The organism is Pseudomonas uvaldensis, from assembly GCF_021271205.1.
Lineage (GTDB): Bacteria > Pseudomonadota > Gammaproteobacteria > Pseudomonadales > Pseudomonadaceae > Aquipseudomonas > Aquipseudomonas uvaldensis.
In genome coordinates, this window is record NZ_JAIWKS010000006.1 from 496,325 (window position 1) to 513,593 (window position 17,269).

General features: G+C 61.5%; 12 protein-coding genes. 5 read left to right on the forward strand and 7 right to left on the reverse strand.

Annotated elements, in window-relative coordinates; all coding sequences use genetic code 11:
* Nucleotides 1-183 precede the first annotated feature (183 nt).
* Nucleotides 184-1,413, reverse strand: coding sequence for a DUF3426 domain-containing protein (locus LCU97_RS17015; protein ID WP_232777259.1), 1,230 nt, complete (start codon nt 1,411-1,413; stop codon nt 184-186).
* Nucleotides 1,414-1,443: 30 nt separating this feature from the next.
* On the reverse strand, nt 1,444-2,322 hold the full coding sequence (gene prmA / locus LCU97_RS17020) for a 50S ribosomal protein L11 methyltransferase (RefSeq protein ID WP_232777260.1): 879 nt from the start codon (nt 2,320-2,322) through the stop codon (nt 1,444-1,446).
* 197 nt (nt 2,323-2,519) lie between these two features.
* Here prmA and LCU97_RS17025 point away from each other — a divergent pair, with 197 nt between their 5' ends.
* Nucleotides 2,520-6,485 (forward strand): dermonecrotic toxin domain-containing protein, encoded by a 3,966-nt coding sequence (locus tag LCU97_RS17025; RefSeq protein ID WP_232777261.1) that lies wholly within the window; start codon nt 2,520-2,522, stop codon nt 6,483-6,485.
* A 59-nt stretch (nt 6,486-6,544) separates the two neighbouring features.
* On the opposite strand, the gene accC is transcribed toward LCU97_RS17025, so the two are convergent.
* The 5 genes from accC to LCU97_RS17050 all read right to left on the reverse strand — a co-directional run bounded on the left by accC (nt 6,545) and on the right by LCU97_RS17050 (nt 12,737).
* The gene (accC, locus tag LCU97_RS17030; protein WP_053155482.1) at nt 6,545-7,900 is read right to left on the reverse strand and encodes an acetyl-CoA carboxylase biotin carboxylase subunit; all 1,356 of its coding nucleotides are present in this window, start codon (nt 7,898-7,900) and stop codon (nt 6,545-6,547) included.
* 17 nt (nt 7,901-7,917) lie between these two features.
* Nucleotides 7,918-8,382 (reverse strand): acetyl-CoA carboxylase biotin carboxyl carrier protein, encoded by a 465-nt coding sequence (accB, locus tag LCU97_RS17035; protein WP_053155480.1) that lies wholly within the window; start codon nt 8,380-8,382, stop codon nt 7,918-7,920.
* A 48-nt stretch (nt 8,383-8,430) separates the two neighbouring features.
* The gene (aroQ, locus tag LCU97_RS17040) at nt 8,431-8,883 is read right to left on the reverse strand and encodes a type II 3-dehydroquinate dehydratase (RefSeq protein WP_053155478.1); all 453 of its coding nucleotides are present in this window, start codon (nt 8,881-8,883) and stop codon (nt 8,431-8,433) included.
* A gap of 185 nt (nt 8,884-9,068) precedes the next feature.
* Nucleotides 9,069-11,015: a methyl-accepting chemotaxis protein gene (locus tag LCU97_RS17045; protein WP_053155476.1), complete on the reverse strand. Its 1,947-nt coding sequence runs from the start codon at nt 11,013-11,015 to the stop codon at nt 9,069-9,071.
* Nucleotides 11,016-11,066: 51 nt separating this feature from the next.
* The gene (locus LCU97_RS17050) at nt 11,067-12,737 is read right to left on the reverse strand and encodes a diguanylate cyclase (RefSeq protein ID WP_232777262.1); all 1,671 of its coding nucleotides are present in this window, start codon (nt 12,735-12,737) and stop codon (nt 11,067-11,069) included.
* A gap of 272 nt (nt 12,738-13,009) precedes the next feature.
* Here LCU97_RS17050 and LCU97_RS17055 point away from each other — a divergent pair, with 272 nt between their 5' ends.
* From LCU97_RS17055 to speA, 4 genes are all read left to right on the forward strand, one after another.
* Entirely contained in the window at nt 13,010-14,077 is a 1,068-nt protein-coding gene (locus LCU97_RS17055; RefSeq protein ID WP_053155472.1) for a DUF2333 family protein, read from the forward strand.
* A gap of 3 nt (nt 14,078-14,080) precedes the next feature.
* On the forward strand, nt 14,081-14,638 hold the full coding sequence (locus tag LCU97_RS17060) for an NUDIX hydrolase (RefSeq protein ID WP_232777263.1): 558 nt from the start codon (nt 14,081-14,083) through the stop codon (nt 14,636-14,638).
* Nucleotides 14,639-14,808: 170 nt separating this feature from the next.
* The gene (locus LCU97_RS17065; protein ID WP_053155468.1) at nt 14,809-15,180 is read left to right on the forward strand and encodes a translation initiation factor Sui1; all 372 of its coding nucleotides are present in this window, start codon (nt 14,809-14,811) and stop codon (nt 15,178-15,180) included.
* Between the two features lie 130 nt (nt 15,181-15,310).
* Entirely contained in the window at nt 15,311-17,224 is a 1,914-nt protein-coding gene (gene speA / locus LCU97_RS17070; RefSeq protein ID WP_053155466.1) for an arginine decarboxylase, read from the forward strand.
* Nucleotides 17,225-17,269: the final 45 nt, after the last annotated feature.

Genomic DNA, 17,269 nt, shown 5'->3' on the forward strand with positions numbered 1-17,269 from the left:
GGACTTCCCTGAAGTGGGGCCGGATCATGAGACTTCGAAAAAGGGTTGGCATGATACCCGCTCTCGATGACTGGATAAAGATGGAATTGGATAAAATCTGAACAGCTGGTTTGTTATCGCCAGCGGTTTGGTCTGGCTGGGCCAGGTCAGAAAGCTGCCGTCAAACGACTGACCCTGGCCGCGTCACTCGGGCGAGTGGAAGCTCAGGCTGTAGTTCACTGCTTTAGGCCCGGGGTCCAGGATGTCCAGCGCGATATGGATGGGCGTCTGGGGCGGCATTTCGCCGCGGCCTTCGAGATCGCCGCCCAAGTATTCCACTGGTTTGAAGCGGCGGCTGGCGATCAAGTGCCCGTTGAGGTCGGCGAACCGTAGCTCCAACAGCGGGAACGGTTGGGAGAAGGGCGCACGATTGTAGATGATCGCGTCCACGACCAGGGCACCGCTGAATTCCGGATGGCTGCGCACCACCAGATTGCTGCTTTTGATTTTCGCGATGTCGACCTTGGAGGGCACATCACAACCGATGACCGGGCAGATTTGCAGGAACCAGGGGCGATACTGGTCCTGGCGGGCCATTTCCTCGAAGTGATAGGCAATGTACTGGCCGGCCAGGGCCGCCGCAGCCAACAGTATCAGCAGGCTCCATAGCAGGCGCCGCCCCCAGGGCGAGCGGCGTTTGCGCCAGTCCAGTTGCAGCGGATCGTCGTCCAGGTCTTGCAGGACCTCGGCACGTATCCCGGGCTCCTGGCGCTCGCGCTTCTTGCGCGACGGCAGCGCTTGCTCCGGCTCCTCGTCGAGATCATCCGTGGCGGACAGGCGCTCAAGGTGTTCGCCTGGTTCGTCCACGGGTTCAAGGCGTAGCGGGGCGACAGGTTCGTCGTCTGGCTCCAGGGGTTCAAGGGCCAGCGTCAGAGAAGGTTCGGTGCGCGGCGGCCGGGCCGGCTCGTGGGGCGAGAACGGCTCGACGGGTGCCTGGATGGCAGTTTCGAAGCGTTCGGCGGGGGACTCGCTGTACAGACTGTCCGGCCAGGACTCCTGCCCATCGGAGAGGGAGTCGCGTTGCGCGCTCAGACTGTCTTCGCGGCGCCGACCGGTATTGCCCGGTGCCCGTTTGTCGCGCCGTTCCAGGCGAGCCAGTTCCTTGTCCAGGTCATCGAGGTCCAGTTCGGCGGCGGTCCACTGTTTCTGGCTGATTGCACGGTGTGGCGTTTCGGCGGCGGCAGGCTTGGTCGGCGGAGCAATGGGGGCAGCGGCTTCCTTGGCGGCTCGTTGCTCCAGCAGCTGTCGTGCGGCATTGAACACCTGCAGGCACGAGCCGCAGCGAACCACCCCGCGCGCCACGCTCAATTGAGTATGGCTGACGCGAAAACTGGTATGGCAATGCGGGCACTGGGTGACGAAACTGTCGGTCATGCGGCAATCCGGTGAATACAGGCGGCCATTCTAGCGCCGACGTCCGGTGATGCGCACCCAGCCATCACGATTGGCTATCGGGTCCAGATCGAAGTCCGCGGCATAAGCAGCGGCAACCTCTTCGCCCTGTTCGGCGAGAATGCCTGACAGTGCAAGGCGTCCGCCCGGCTTGACCAGGCTCGACAGTTGCGGCGCCAGGGATACCAACGGTCCGGCCAGGATATTGGCCACCAGCACGTCAGCCTGGACGGGCGGCAAATCCTGCGGCAGATAAAGCGGGAGTAATTCAGGGGCGATGTTGTTGCGTCCGGCGTTGTCGCGAGACGCCTCCAGGGCCTGGACGTCAATGTCCGTGCCGACCGCTTCCCTGGCGCCCAGCAGAAGCGCGGCAATCGCCAGGATTCCCGAGCCACAGCCGAAATCGAGTACGTTGCAGCCTTTCAGGTCCTGGCCATCGAGCCATTCCAGGCACAACGCGGTGGTCGGATGGGTGCCGGTACCGAACGCCAGGCCCGGATCCAGCAGCAGGTTGACCGCGTCTGGCTCGGGTGCGGCATGCCAGCTCGGCACGATCCACAGGCGCTGGCCAAAGCGCATCGGCTGGAAGTTGTCCATCCAACTGCGTTCCCAATCCTGGTCTTCGATCACTTCGCTGTGATGTTCCGGCAGAGGGCTGCCGGTCAGCAGTTCGAGATGGGCCAGTACGGTGGCCGCCTCGGTGCCGCCTTCGAACAGCGCCAGCAAGTGGGTATGGGCCCACAGCGGGGTGGTATTGAGTTCCGGTTCGAAGATCGGCTGGTCTTCGGCATCCATGAAGGTTACCGACACGGCGCCTGTTTCAAGGAACGCATCTTCGTAGGTTTCGGCTTGTTCCGGGCTGATGGCCAGGCGTACTTGCAGCCAAGGCATGGCGGGCACCTTTGGAAATAAATCTACTGGGGCAGCCCCAGGGCTGCGAAAGCTGCGCAGTGTACGCCAGCTTGCCGTCAAAGTGGATAAGCGCGTCTCGTCGTCTGCCGGCGGTTGGCGCACCGATATACATATGTATGGCCAGGGCGTGTTGGCCGATGGATAAGGTGGCTGTCCACACAACAGGGAGGAATGTGATGGACAACACTGCCGAACAGCAAGGGAAGGCGAACGGCACGGGGCCGATACCTTTCCCCCAAGCGCAAACAGCACAAGCGATCCTGCACAGACTGACGCGATGGCAAGCCGAGATCGACGGGCGATTGAATACCCAGATGACCTTCCTGGAAATATTGCAGGAGCATCTGCTGGTCGAACTGCGTACGCACTTCTACCAGGGCAACATCGACCCACGCTTCATCGACAATCTGGTCGACACAGTGCTGCAACGGATGATCGACCAGCAGCCGTTGGTCGTCGATGAAGAGCTGAACACACCCTATCGCTGGCCCGAAGGGGCCGATCGCGGATTTGCGGTCGAGCGTCAGGAAGTCATTGTGCAGACTGTGGAAGGGATCGCCTCGGGCTGCCTTCATCACTACAAGGATTATCTGCGACGTCACTGGCGAGCGAGCGGAGGCGATGCTTCGCTCGAGGAAGTGATCCGGCAGAAGCTCGATGACCACATCGTGCAGGTCGACGTGACCTTTCAGCCAGGCCAGTTGGTGGGAGTGGACGTCGATGAGCTTCGGGAAAAGCTCGACGTATTGCACGACTCATGGCGCCGAAGCTGTGGCTTGGTCGAGCTGGCGACACCTGAGGAGCGCCGCAATCTCGAGGCACTCGCTCGCTTGCAATTGCCTGGTTGGTTGCGAGCGCTGGACGAAAGCGAGCGCAAGGAACTCGAAACCCTTCAGGACCGCACTGCCCAGGCGACGGCGATGGTGGATGAGCTGCTTGAGGGGCTGGCTTCGCGACGGGCTTTCGCCCAGCATTTGGCCAAGGACTACGTCAGGAATGAATTGGATATGGAGATTGAGCCGGACCGTATCCGGGTGCAGTTGCAATGGCGAACCGTCATTGATCAGCCTGTGCAGGCCTACAGTTTGAGCGAGCTGCTGGCGGCGGGGCCGTTGAGGCAGGACAGCGTATCGGTGCTCTTGGTGGAAAATGGCGCCATGCTGCGCAACCAGCCTCTTTCACCGGCATTTATCACTCAATTGTTGGCGCAAGTGGATGTCCCGGCCGAATACCTGCGAGCCCTGGCCAGCCGCTATGGCCGTGAAGACTTGAGAGACGCCCTGTTCGACTGGCTCGCGGCACGGCTTGTGCAAAGTGCCTTCATTGCGCGGTGCGCGGGTCATTTGAAGGCGGTTCACCATGATGCGGTGCGAGCCCTGTGGGAAAACGACGATTCGGTACGGTCCTCAAGCGCCCTGAAGGTGAGCGGTCTGGTCCTTCCGAATGGGCTCAAGTGTGTCGATCTGCTCCTGTTCCATCGCCAGGACCTCCAGGGTGATCTGCTGCTGTATGCCCCTGACAAGCCGGATGGCCAGGAGTGGGTCGAGTTGCCCTCACTTTGGGCGGTGAGCGTGGAAATCGGCGCCTGGACCCGAACCGAGGCGGGGCGCGAATATCTGATCCAGCGAATCTCCCCGTCCGGTCGTGATGAGGCGCGGGAGTACTTCGCCAAAGTGGTGGACAGACCGGCCTCATGGGACTCGACCAAGGACCCCAGAGGCGCGGTGAGCGGCTTGAAGGCCTGCCTGCAAGATAACGTTGCAACTGGCCTGGACAATCACCTCGCGCAAGTGGCGCTGGACGAATCACCCCCCTGGTACAGCGCATTATCTGCTGACTCGCGGCGCACCCTCAGCAGTCTGAACCAGGAGCTTCTGGTCCACCAACAGCGCTTCGACAAACTGCTGGCCGGCTACGAAGTCTTCGCGGACTTTGCCAAACGCATCGTCACGCAGGCGATTGCACCGTACATGCGGAGCAAGGGGCTGCACGATCCGGTCGATCCGACGACGGTTCTCATCGATTACAACCCGGGCCTGGCCGATGGCAGGACGCAGGTCGCCAGCCTGCTGGATCTTGTCATTCACGGGTATGACGACAATTCGGGTATCGATAATCCCCGCAAGGGCGTGCGCTCCTCGGTCGGGCAGGACCTGAGCCGGGTGCGCAGTGCGGAACTCGCCTCCTATATCCGGCGTGCATACGTGGGCGAGCAGTATGTACGGGAGATCCGCGCCAGGTTCCTCGATGCCGGTGCCCCTGAATATGCCCAGCGTCGCAATGCCTGCCGCAACCTATTGCTGACCAGGATGGACCGCGACCTGCGCCTCGCAGCGGGAAAATCCCAGCTCAATGCAGATGAATTCTGGTGGCTCACTCGACAGGTCACCCTGTTGAGCGAGCCGGTACTCGGATCAGGCCCGGTGTATTCGGGGGCCGTGGTGCAGCGCGAAGGCGTCATCAGGTTTTCCATTGGCGGCCATATCGTCATGGGCGTCTATGTCTTTACCTACTTCGATCCGAAGGGTTGCGCCTGGTTGTATACCCCCGACGCACCGGACGGTGTCCTTTTCCGCCAATACCGGGACTTTTCCGGCAAGGTCGCTGCGCGCCTGCATGACTACGTATTGCAGCGCACGGCGCTGGGTGCCCGCACGGCCGTCAGACGCTCGCTGGCGGCATTGGCTGCCTCGGGTGTGGGCGTCGATACATTGCGCGAATTCAATCGAGTGGTGGATGTCCGGGCCGAGTTCGATGGCTACATCGAGCGGGCTGTCTCCGATGTGGAGGACATTACCAAGAGCCGCGCCGAGGTGATCAGGGCGCAGGTCGTCAAGGGGCTGCTGTTTGCCTCCGCACCAGTGTGTCTGGTTTATCCTCCCTTTGCGTTGCTGCTGGACGTTGCCTTTATTGCCGTCAGCGTCAAAGAGGCCACCCACGCTCACGTGCAGGGCGACACGGACCGTGCGCTGGGGCGCTGGCTGATGGCCTCGTGGGGCGTCTTGTTCGCTGCGTTGGGGGTGGGCGCCATCGCCACCTTGCTGGGACGTACCGCCGGGGGCTTGAAGTCTGTCTTGAATCCGATGGCGTTGTCCGCCCGGCGCTTGAGAGACGCGGCGTCGGCGATCGCCAGGGAAACCGGGCCGGTCAACCAGGCCATCCGCTTCAAGCCGAAACAGGCGGTTGGCAAGACACCTGAGAATTTGCAGTGGGTGAACGAGGGTATTTTCCAGGGGACCTATCGCAGCCCGCCCAGTGCATCGCAACCGCGCAGCCGCTATTTCATACGCCATAAAGGCAGGTATTACCAAGTACAGGAAAGCGTTCACTTCGGTGGTCTGTGCCTGGTGGATGCCAGTCGTCCCGGCGCCTTTTACAAGCTGCCCATGCGCAGGATGGCGGATGGAAAGTGGGTTCACAACAAAGTCGGCCTGAGAGGTGGCAATGACGAGGTGCGCAATCTCGGAAAGGTGGGGGATCTGCGGGAGGCGTTTCCCGGGCATGTTTTTCCGGACGTCTCAAGGGGCGCCTTGCAGGGCGAGGCTGTGGTGGCGAAGTTCAGCGAGGCGGTGGCCGACAATTATCTGTTCTCGCTGAATGCGCAGACCTGCGTAATCGCTTCGTTGTACAACCCGGCCACCAGGGTGGGCGCGGTCATTCATTTCGATCACAACATCCGCGCATTGATCGAACGCAGTATCAAGGACGTGATATCGCGCCTGGGTGGAAGTGCCAGGGAGATCCGGGTGACCCTGGCGGGCGGGGATTGGTTGACGGGGGCCGATATTGGCGGGCGGGTCAGGTCCATCATGAGGCGCCAGGGATTGAAGCCGACCTGGGATCACTGGTCGTATTCTTCCTGCCTGGGGAGTAACTATGGCGTGTCGCTGGATTTGCGCAGCGGTATGGCGTCGGTGTTCAAGACATCGCGCAGCCAGGTCGAGCGCTATTACATTCCGGTGCTGGCGAGGGCGAAGAAGAGCTCCGACCCGGTATCGGTGCGCGCGCGTGGGTTCATGACACGCATGCGCAGCGAACCGCTGGTCGCCAATGCCAATGGCGTTGTCCAGACCTCGCAGGGCAGGCCGGCGACCGCGTCGCAGATTCAAGCGCACGCATTCCCGACGGTGGTGTTGAGCTGACCGGCACGTAAAAAAAGACCCCGGCCACTGGCCGGGGTCTTTTCACATCGCTTGGAACATCATTCCTGGTGGGCCAGCTTGTGTTCCAGGTAATGGATGTTGATGCCGCCTTCGCAGAAGCCTTTATCGCGGGTCAGGTCGCGGTGCAGCGGGATGTTGGTTTTGATCCCGTCTACCACGATCTCGTCCAGCGCGTTGCGCATGCGCGCCATGGCTTCGTCACGGGTTGCCCCGTAAGTGATCAGCTTGCCGATCAGCGAGTCGTAGTTCGGTGGAACCGCATAACCGCTGTACAGGTGCGAGTCGACACGAACGCCGTTGCCGCCCGGAGCATGGAAATGCTTGACCGTGCCTGGGCTTGGCATGAAGGTTTTCGGGTCTTCGGCATTGATCCGGCATTCCAGCGCGTGACCGCGGATGACCACGTCATCCTGGGTGAACGACAGCTTGTTGCCGGCGGCGATGCTGAGCATCTCCTTGACGATGTCGATACCGGTGACCATTTCCGAAACCGGGTGCTCCACCTGAACACGGGTGTTCATTTCGATGAAGTAGAAGCGACCGTTCTCGTACAGGAACTCGAAGGTACCGGCGCCACGGTAGCCGATGTCGATACACGCCTTGACGCAGCGTGCCAGGACTTCCTGGCGAGCCTTTTCGTCGATGCCCGGAGCCGGCGCTTCTTCGAGGACCTTCTGGTGACGACGTTGCAGCGAGCAGTCACGGTCGCCCAGATGGATGGCGTTGCCCTGGCCGTCGGACAGTACCTGCACTTCGACGTGGCGTGGGTTGGTCAGGAATTTTTCCAGATAGACCATCGGGTTGCCGAACGCCGCGCCTGCTTCGGAGCGGGTCAGTTTCGCCGAGGAAATCAGGTCTTCTTCCTTGTGCACCACGCGCATGCCACGACCACCGCCGCCGCCAGCGGCCTTGATGATCACCGGATAACCGACTTCGCGACCGATGCGCAGGGCGGTTTCCTCGTCTTCAGGCAGCGGGCCGTCGGAGCCCGGAACAGTCGGTACGCCGGCGGCGATCATGGCGTGCTTGGCCGAAACCTTGTCGCCCATCAGGCGGATGGTTTCGGCTTTCGGGCCGATGAAGGCAAAACCGGAGTTCTCGACCTGTTCGGCGAAGTCGGCGTTTTCCGCCAGGAAGCCGTAGCCCGGGTGAATGGCGGTGGCTCCGGTCACTTCGGCAGCGGCGATGATCGCCGGGATGTGCAGGTAGGAATGCGCAGCCGACGCCGGACCGATGCAGACGGATTCGTCTGCCAGGCCAAGGTGCATCAATTCCTTGTCGGCCTTGGAATAAACGGCGACGGTCTTGATGCCCATCTCTTTGCAGGCGCGCAGGATTCGCAGGGCGATTTCACCGCGGTTCGCGATCAGGACTTTTTCCAGCTTCGCAGTCATCAAAGGCTCTCCGCGGTTCAAACGATGGTGAACAGCGGTTGGTCGTACTCAACCGGCTGGCCGTCTTCAACGAGGATGGATTCGATCACACCGCTGGTTTCAGCTTCGATGTGGTTCATCATCTTCATGGCTTCGACGATGCACAGGGTGTCGCCTTTCTTCACAGTCTGGCCGACTTCAACGAAGGACGGCGAGGTCGGGGAAGACTTGCGATAGAACGTGCCCACCATTGGCGAGCGGGCAACGGTGCCGTTGAGCGCAGGCGCGGCGGCAGCGGCAGGAGCAGCGGCGGCGGCAACAGGCGCGGCCGGAGCCGGAGCAGCTGCCGGAGCCTGCATGGGGGCCGGAGCGTAATACTGCTGGGCTGGAGTCTTGCTGTGACGGCTGATGCGTACGGACTCTTCGCCTTCCTTGATCTCGAGCTCGTCGATGCCGGACTCTTCCAGCAATTCGATCAGTTTCTTAACTTTACGGATATCCATGAATCATCAACTCCCAAGGGTCGGTCAGGGGCGTTTAACGCTTGTTGTTCAAGCTTTTGCCTGTCTTTCAAGCTGCTCTAGGGCGGCCTCCAGGGCCAGTCGGTAACCGCTGGCGCCAAGGCCGCAGATCACTCCTACCGCTACATCGGAGAAATAGGAGTGATGGCGGAAAGGTTCGCGTTTGTGCACGTTGGACAAATGCACTTCGATGAATGGGATGCTCACCGCCAGCAGCGCGTCACGTAATGCGACGCTTGTATGTGTAAAAGCTGCGGGATTGATCAGAATGAAGTCCACGCCTTCGTCACGGGCGGCATGGATGCGGTCGATCAATTCGTATTCGGCGTTGCTTTGCAGATAGAGCAAGTGATGGCCGGCGGCGCGGGCCCGTTGTTCCAGATCCTGATTGATCTGAGCCAGCGTGAGGGAACCATAGATACCCGGTTCGCGGGTGCCAAGCAGGTTCAGGTTGGGTCCGTGCAGGACCAATAGGGTCGCCATCTGCTGTTCCTTGTTATCCGTGAGCAGGTGTCAGAACCCGGCGACTATGCCGCAAAGCCTTTATGACTGTCCAGTTCTCGGCAATAGCCGGCACGATGAGCGATGTTTACGCAAAACTTGTGACCGTGCTCCAGGAGCCGGTCATCCGAGGCGCAAAAGCCTGAATTGTCAGCCCTTGCCGCGAATCAGACGCGGAAGGCTTGCACGGCGGTGTGCAGGCGTCCACCCAGGACCAACAGGTTGTCACCCTGTTCCCGGCCCTGGCCGATGCGCAACAGGTTTTCACCGCCCAGTTGGTGGATCCGTTCGCTGTGATCGCGGATTTCGCTGACGGCGCCGCTCTGTTGGGCGGTGACGTCGGCGATGCGTACCGCAGTGTCGGCAATGGTCTGGATGGCCTCGACGATTTTATCCAGCGCACCGTCGGCCGCCTGGGCCTGATTGGCGGTGGCTTCGGCATGCTCGACCTGGGCGCGCATGCCGTCCACCGACTGACGCGCGGCCAATTGCAGGCGGGCGATCAAGGCCTGGATTTCGGCCGTGGCCCCCGCGGTCCGCTGCGCCAGCGAACGCACCTCCTCGGCCACCACCGCAAAACCCCGGCCCATTTCACCGGCGCGGGCGGCTTCGATGGCGGCATTGAGGGCCAACAGGTTGGTCTGGTCGGCAATCGAGCGAATCACCGTCAGCACGCCGCCGATGGTGGCGGACTCCTCGGCCAGTTGCTCGATCATCTGCGCGTTGCCTTGCACTTCGCCCACCAGCGCATGCAGGCCCGTAAGGCTCAGGCCGATGACTTTCTGCCCCTGTTCGACGGCGTTTCCGGCGCTGCGGCTGGCCTGCGCGGCCTGGCTGGCGTCACCGGCCACTTGTTGGATGGTTGCCTCCAATTCACCGAGAGAGTCACGGATCAGGGCTGTGTCGCTGGCCTGGTGCTCCGCACCGCTGTGCATTTCTGCACTCAACTCGGCCAGGGTCCGGCTGCTGCCGGCGACCTGTTCGGCATTCAGGTGTATGGTCCCCACCAGGTCCGTCAGGAAAGCGCGGAGCCGATTGAGCGATGCTTCGATATCCTGCAACTCGCGATTGCTGGCGCCGACATGGATATCATGGCTGAAGTCGCCTTCGGCCCAGGTCGAGAGCGCTGGCGCCAGGTGTGTCAGGGTTCGGGCGAGACGTCGTTGCAACGTATCGATGAGCAATGCGATCAGCAGTATCAAGCCGATCATCACACCCTGGATCAGTCGGACCTCACCCTGGATCTGCCCGTGCTGGGCGCGCACGGCGGGCTCCATGACATTGATTGCCTCCTGCACTTGGGCGGTTTTCAGGTGCGTGGCATTACTCAACTCGGTGCGTTTCTGAACCAGCGCCCGCGTACGTCCCAGTTCTGCCGGGTATCGGCCAAGCAGGCCGTTGAGTTCGCGCTTGAGAGCAATGCCGGCGTCTTCGGCGACCGACTTCTCCTGGGTTTCCAGCCCCATCAGCGCGGCGAAGTCGTCGCTGCCGGATTCGTTGCTGGCCGTAACACCGAGCAGTGGCAGGTTGTCGAGCAGTTCGGCCTGGGTGCGGATATTGGCCAGCTCCCGTTCGACATCGGCGGCCAGTTCACTGCGGCCGCTGCTGACCATTTTTTCCCGCGTGAGTGACAACCGGCCCAGGTATTGCGAGGCGGCGAACAAAGGCGTCAGGTACGCCGGGGCGCCGTTGGCGTATTGGGCGAGACGGTCCAGGTTGGCGCTCAGCTCGCGTTCGGCCTGCAACAACAACGCCTGGGGATCGCCGGCCAGCTTGCCGGCGGCCAGCAGGTCGGTCTTGCTGAACTCATCGAGACCCGAAAGGCTCGGGCGTAATGCCTGGGCCAGTTCCGGTGGAAACTGATCCAAATCCTTTTGCAGTGTTTCCAGGGCCTGGGTGGCGGCACTCAAGCGCAAGGCGTCGCCGCTGGCGAGGTAATCATCGATGTTGCCCGCCACTTCACCCTGGAATTGCCGCGACAGTCCCAGATAACGCTCCATTAATAAGTACGGGCGTTCCAGGGCGGTTTGCGACCACCAGAGCGTGGCGCCCAGGCCCAGGCACACGGTTACCAAAAGGAGGGTGTTGAGGTTTGTCAGCAGCTTCAAGCGCATCGGGGTCTACCGGGGGCAGAATCGTAAGTGCCTGAATTTATTGCGCTTGAGTTACAGGTTTATGACTGAATCGGTGGATTCGGATGAAAAGATGGCACTTTGCTTTGACTGGCGCGCGCTCTGTACCCGGTTACGACCGGCATGCTTGGCGCGATATAGCGCTTCATCCGCCTGACTGGCCATCATCAGGCTGTCGGACATTTCGCTCATCTCCACCACCCCGGCACTGAATGTGCACCACAGGTCCTGAGGCTGGGCAGGGTAGTGGATTTCGGCAAAGCGCTGGCGGATTTCATCCAGCACCGTGCAAGCAGCGTCGATGTCGGTGTCTGGCATGACAATGGCAAATTCTTCGCCGCCATAACGGCCAATGAAATCGGTCTTGCGCAGGCGCTGCTTGAGGAACAGCGCGAGGCTTTTGATCACCCGGTCACCCATGGGGTGGCCGTGGCTGTCGTTGACCCGTTTGAAATGGTCGATGTCCAGCATGGCGAAGCTCAGCGGCTTGCCTTCGCGACGCGCACGGAAGCAGCAGTCTTCGAGCAGTTGCAGGATATGGGTGTGGTTGTACAGGCCGGTGAGGCTGTCGCGCACCATCCGCGCCTTGAGGTTGCGGGCCCGGGCCGCGCGATTGCGCACCGTGGTGATCAAGTGCCGGGGCTTGATCGGCTTGGTCAGGAAGTCGTCGCCACCCTCGCTCATGGCGTCGAGCTGTTTGTCCAGGTCGTCTTCGGCGGACAGGTAAATGATCGGCACGCTCACGTAGCGGTCATTGTGGCGGATCACCTTCGCCAGTTCAGTGCCGGTGCAGGCGGGCATGTACATGTCCAGGATGATCAGGTCGGGTTGGAAGTCCGCCAGTTCCGCCATGGCCTGGATCGGCTCGGTCAGCGTGCGGGTCACGATGCCGGCGCTGTTGAGCAGGCGCTCGGTGTGCAGGGCCTGGGCGCGGGAGTCGTCAATGATCAGCACTTTATAGGGCTCGTACTGGGCGACACAGGTCAGCACTTCGATCTTTTCCAGCAGGCTCGAGGCTTCCAGGGTGCCGGTCAGGAATTCCTGTCCACCGGCCCGAACCGCCGCCAGGCGTGTCGGTGTGTCGGTTTCCAACAGGCTGAAGAACAACAATGGCAATGGCTGCTCCAGGCCTTGCTGGGCTTCGGCGGCCAGTTTCAGGCCAACCCCAGGGCCACTGAAGTCCACATCCATGACGATCGCCGCCGGCAAGCGCTCGACCATCGAGGCGCGAAATGCCGCGACACTGTCCAGCGCCTGGGCGCTGAGGCCGAAGAATTCCAGCTGCTTGGCCAGTCGCTCGGCGCGGTCATGATCCTGCAGCAACACATAGATGGGCTTGCGCAGCGGCGGCAGGAAGGTTTGTTCGAGCTGGTCGCCGTGGCGCAGGCCTGTGCGGGACAGCCGTTGCATCAGCCGGTTGATTTCGGTGATCAGATGACTGCTCAGCCGCCCGCGATTGGCATCCACCGCTTGCAACGACTGGCTGATGCCTTGGGCAAGCTGGGAGTGCTCCGGCTGTTCGAAACGCTCGGCGAAGCGCAGCAGGCGCAGATTGGCTTCGCTGAGCTCCGACAGGTCGGTGCTTGACCATTCGCTGCGTTGCAGGCGTTGCCATATCTCCAGGATCTGGCGAGCCTGGTGAATTACCCGCTGGGCAAAGTGGTGCTTGAGGCGCTCACGGCTGGGGTCTTCTGGCTCGGTCATATCCTGACTACTAGTTAGGGTGCATGCTGAGGTCGACTGGTGGCTCTATGCTAGCACCTCTTTTCCCTCGCATGAGTGTCATACGTCAATAATCTGCCTCAAGACTCAATTCAGTTTCTGACCGATCGGTCGCATAGGCCGACGGCTGCGCTTCCTTTATAGTGACGGTCCGATTGCCTCGCCGTGTCAGCCTGTTTACGTGCCTCAGATCAGGCACGATGGCGTAGGGTTGTGGTCGAACCGTGAACTCAAGTGATTGAAGGGACATCGCCATGCTGGACTGGAAAAACCGCGCGGGCAGCGCACCTGAACGGGCCGCCGAGCCAAAATCGGACACCCGCAGCTACCTGGGCGGGCTATTCTTCAGCCGTGCGCTGGGCACGCTGGTGGGCCTGTACCTGTTGGTGACCATCGCCATCGGCTGGTACTGGAGCCAGGAGCCCGCCCTGTTTCCCGTGCAGCAGAGTGCCCAGGCGGCGGCCGAGAAGGACGGTCGGCAAATGGTGGTGGGCTACACCACCGTCGAGACCCTCAAGAGCGTGGCCGGTACCTTGCTGACCAAGCCGGGCGGCTACATCTCCAATGACCGTTTCCCGCCAGGCCTGTGGATGGACAACATGCCGAGCTGGGAATATGGCGTGCTGGTGCAGGTTCGCGACTTGAGCCGCGCCTTGCGCAAGGACTTCGCCCGTTCCCAGTCCCAGTCTGCCGAAGACGCCGATCTCGCCAAGGCAGAGCCGCGTTTCAACTTCGATAACCGCAGCTGGGTGTTGCCTTCCAGTGAGTCGGAATATCAGGAAGGTATCAACTCGCTGAGCCGCTATCAGGCACGCCTGTCCGATCCCTCCCAGAAGAGCGCGCTGTTCTATGCTCGCGCCGATAACCTGAACAACTGGCTGGGCGACGTCGGCACTCGCCTGGGGTCGCTGTCCCAGCGCCTGTCGGCCAGCGTCGGCCGGGTCAAGCTCAATACCGCGTTGAAAACCGAAGTCCCGGCGCCGGGCCAGGTGCCGCAGGTCGACGAAGAAGTGGTCGAGACTCCGTGGTTGCAGATCGACAACGTGTTCTATGAAGCGCGTGGACAGGCCTGGGCCTTGTCTCACCTGCTGCGCGCCATCGAAGTGGACTTCGCCGATGTATTGGCGAAGAAAAACGCCACTGTCAGCGTGCGGCAGATCATCCGGGAGCTGGAAGCGTCCCAGGAACCGGTCTGGAGCCCGATGATCCTCAATGGCAGCGGCTTCGGTGTGCTGGCGAACCATTCGTTGGTCATGGCCAACTACATCTCCCGGGCCAACGCGGCGGTGATCGACTTGCGGCAATTGCTGAACCAGGGCTGATCCATGAACGAAAGCACCCGGGAGGCCGCCCATCGAGAGGCTTCGGATGCCGAGCTGATCGCTTGGGTCGATGAGCATGACAACCTGCTCGGCAGCCTGGTGCGCTCGGAGCTGCGCGAGCGCGGTCTGATCGGACGTGGCACCTACATCATGTTGTTCAACTCGGCCGGTGAACTGTGCGTTCACCGGCGAACCCTGAGCAAGGCCATCTACCCCGGTTTCTGGGATGTGGCGGCGGGCGGAATGGTGCAGGCGAACGAGAGCTATGCCGAATCGGCCGCCCGTGAGCTGGAAGAGGAATTGGGCGTGAGCGGCGTGCCACTGACCGCCCACGACCATTTCTATTTCGAAGACCCCGGCAGTCGCCTATGGTGTTCGGCGTTCTCTGCGGTGTGGGACGGCCCGCTGATTCTGCAGCCGGAAGAGGTCCTCGAAGCGTGTTTCATGCCAGTCGAGCAGGTGCTCGAAGACATCCGGAACAAGCCCTATTGCCCGGACTCCCTGGCAGCCCTGGAGCGCTATTTGCGGGCCCATGGCAACGGCGTCGCAAAGAAGCAGTAAATTGGCGCCGATTGGCCCTTAGCAATTGGAGTTTTTGCCGTTACACTGCGCGACTTTTCAAGCTGGACCGGCGTCTGCGGGTCCAGTAGCGCTGCCCCTGCCTGAGTGGGGCTTCGCGGTCGGGGCACTGTTTGTCCTGGCCAGTCTTTGTCCTCCCGAGAGGATTGCCGGTGGCCAAAAAAGCCGCATCCTTCGCCGCCCTGGGCGGCCTGGTATTTTCTACCGACGCCGGTCGTCATTGCCCTGAATGCCGCCAGCCGGTGGACGCCTGCACCTGCAAACAGAACGTCATTCCCGCCGGTGACGGTATCGCTCGCGTGCGCCGTGAAAGCAAGGGGCGCGGCGGCAAGACGGTGACTACGATCACCGGCGTGCCGTTGGCCGAAGACGCGCTCAAGGAACTGGCCACCACGTTGAAGAAACGCTGTGGCACCGGGGGCGCGTTGAAGGACGGCGTCATCGAGATCCAGGGCGATCACGTCGAGCTGTTGCTGGCCGAACTGGCACGGCACGGTTTCAAGGCGAAAAAATCCGGCGGCTGAACGGCTTTCTAAACTCAGCTCGGTGAGCAAGGTCTACCCTGCTGACAGGCAATTCGTCATCTTCACTCTCCAGACTGCGCCGGCCTCTGACCGGATGGCGCATTTTTGACTTCTTTCATAGGGGACTTCGATGTCCGTACGACGCACACGCAAAGACGATGGCAGCCAATGGACAGTTGCGGACAGCCGCAGTGTTTACGGGATTCGCCATTGGGGGGCCGGGTATTTCGCGATCAATGACGCCGGTCGCGTAGAAGTCCGTCCGAACGGTCCCGGCAGTTCGCCCATCGACCTGTTCGAGCAGGTCGACCAACTTCGCCGGAGCGGCCTCTCGCTGCCTCTGCTGGTGCGCTTCCCCGACATCTTGCAAGACCGCGTGCGCCAGCTCACCGGCGCCTTCGACAGCAACATCGCGCGCCTGGAATACCAGAGCAAGTACACCGCACTCTATCCGATCAAGGTCAACCAACAGGAAGCGGTGATCGAGAACATCATCGCCACCCAGAACGTGTCCATTGGCCTTGAGGCCGGCTCCAAGCCCGAGCTGCTGGCGGTGCTGGCTCTGGCGCCCAAGGGTGGGACCATCGTCTGCAACGGCTACAAGGACCGCGAGTTCATCCGCCTGGCGCTGATGGGCCAGAAGCTGGGTCACAATGTGTTCATCGTCATCGAGAAAGAGTCCGAAGTCGGCCTGGTGATCGAAGAAGCGGCGTCGCTCAAGGTCAAGCCACAGGTGGGCCTGCGGGTGCGCCTGTCGTCCCTGGCTTCGAGCAAGTGGGCCGACACCGGTGGCGAGAAATCCAAGTTCGGTTTGTCGGCGGCGCAACTGCTGTCGGTGGTCGAGCGCTTCCGCGCCGCCGGCCTGGACCAGGGCATTCGCCTGTTGCACTTCCACATGGGTTCGCAGATCGCCAACCTGGCGGACTACCAGCACGGTTTCAAGGAAGCGATCCGTTACTACGGTGAGCTGCGCAATCTTGGCCTGCCGGTGGATCACATCGACGTCGGCGGTGGCCTGGGTGTGGACTATGACGGTACGCATTCGCGCAACGCCAGTTCGATCAACTACGACATGGACGACTATGCCGGCGTCGTGGTCGGTATGCTCAAGGAGTTCTGCGACGCCCAGAGCCTGCCGCATCCGCACATTTTCTCCGAGAGCGGCCGTTCCCTGACCGCCCACCACGCCATGCTGGTGGTGCAGGTGACCGACGTGGAGAAACATCACGATGACGTGCCGGTCATTGAAAACAAGGAAGCGTTGCCGGAAACCGTGCAATGGCTGGTGGACCTGCTGGGGCCGACCGATATCGAAATGGTCACCGAAACCTACTGGCGCGCTACTCACTACATGAGCGACGTGGCCGCCCAGTACGCCGATGGCAAGCTGACCCTGGCGGAAAAAGCCTTGGCCGAGCAGTGCTACTTCGCCGTATGCCGTCGCCTGCACAACTCGTTGAAGGCCCGCCAGCGTTCCCATCGCCAGGTGCTGGACGAACTCAACGATAAGCTCGCCGACAAATACATCTGCAACTTCTCGGTGTTCCAGAGCCTGCCGGACACCTGGGCCATCGGCCAGGTGCTGCCGATCCTGCCGCTGCATCGTCTCGACGAAGAACCGCTGCGCCGCGCCGTGCTGCAAGACTTGACCTGCGACTCCGATGGCAAGATCAAGCAGTACGTTGACGAGCAGAGCATCGAGACCAGCCTGCCGGTCCATTCCCTCAACCCCGGTGAGGACTATTTGCTGGGTATCTTCCTGGTGGGCGCCTACCAGGAAATCCTCGGCGACATGCACAACCTGTTCGGTGACACCGACTCGGTGAACATCTACCAGAACGCCGACGGCAGCGTGTACCACGCCGGTATCGAAACCCACGACACCATCGAAGACATGTTGCGCTACGTGCACTTGTCGCCGGAGGAGTTGATGACTCACTACCGCGACAAGTGCGCCAGCGCCCGCATCAGCGCCACCGAGCGTACGCAGTTCCTCGACGCGTTGCGCCTGGGGCTCACGCGTTCGTCCTATCTGTCTTCTTGAGGTTGTTTGATCAATAATTGAGCGCCCTCCGGGCTGTCAGAAAAA

What these genes read in the sequence shown, in the direction of transcription:
- LCU97_RS17015 (WP_232777259.1), bottom strand. Translation starts at nt 1,413, where the DNA reads ATGACCGACAGTTTCGTCACCCAGTGCCCGCATTGCCATACCAGTTTT.
- prmA (WP_232777260.1), bottom strand. Translation starts at nt 2,322, where the DNA reads ATGCCTTGGCTGCAAGTACGCCTGGCCATCAGCCCGGAACAAGCCGAA.
- LCU97_RS17025 (WP_232777261.1), top strand. Translation starts at nt 2,520, where the DNA reads ATGGACAACACTGCCGAACAGCAAGGGAAGGCGAACGGCACGGGGCCG.
- accC (WP_053155482.1), bottom strand. Translation starts at nt 7,900, where the DNA reads ATGACTGCGAAGCTGGAAAAAGTCCTGATCGCGAACCGCGGTGAAATC.
- accB (WP_053155480.1), bottom strand. Translation starts at nt 8,382, where the DNA reads ATGGATATCCGTAAAGTTAAGAAACTGATCGAATTGCTGGAAGAGTCC.
- aroQ (WP_053155478.1), bottom strand. Translation starts at nt 8,883, where the DNA reads ATGGCGACCCTATTGGTCCTGCACGGACCCAACCTGAACCTGCTTGGC.
- LCU97_RS17045 (WP_053155476.1), bottom strand. Translation starts at nt 11,015, where the DNA reads ATGCGCTTGAAGCTGCTGACAAACCTCAACACCCTCCTTTTGGTAACC.
- LCU97_RS17050 (WP_232777262.1), bottom strand. Translation starts at nt 12,737, where the DNA reads ATGACCGAGCCAGAAGACCCCAGCCGTGAGCGCCTCAAGCACCACTTT.
- LCU97_RS17055 (WP_053155472.1), top strand. Translation starts at nt 13,010, where the DNA reads ATGCTGGACTGGAAAAACCGCGCGGGCAGCGCACCTGAACGGGCCGCC.
- LCU97_RS17060 (WP_232777263.1), top strand. Translation starts at nt 14,081, where the DNA reads ATGAACGAAAGCACCCGGGAGGCCGCCCATCGAGAGGCTTCGGATGCC.
- speA (WP_053155466.1), top strand. Translation starts at nt 15,311, where the DNA reads ATGTCCGTACGACGCACACGCAAAGACGATGGCAGCCAATGGACAGTT.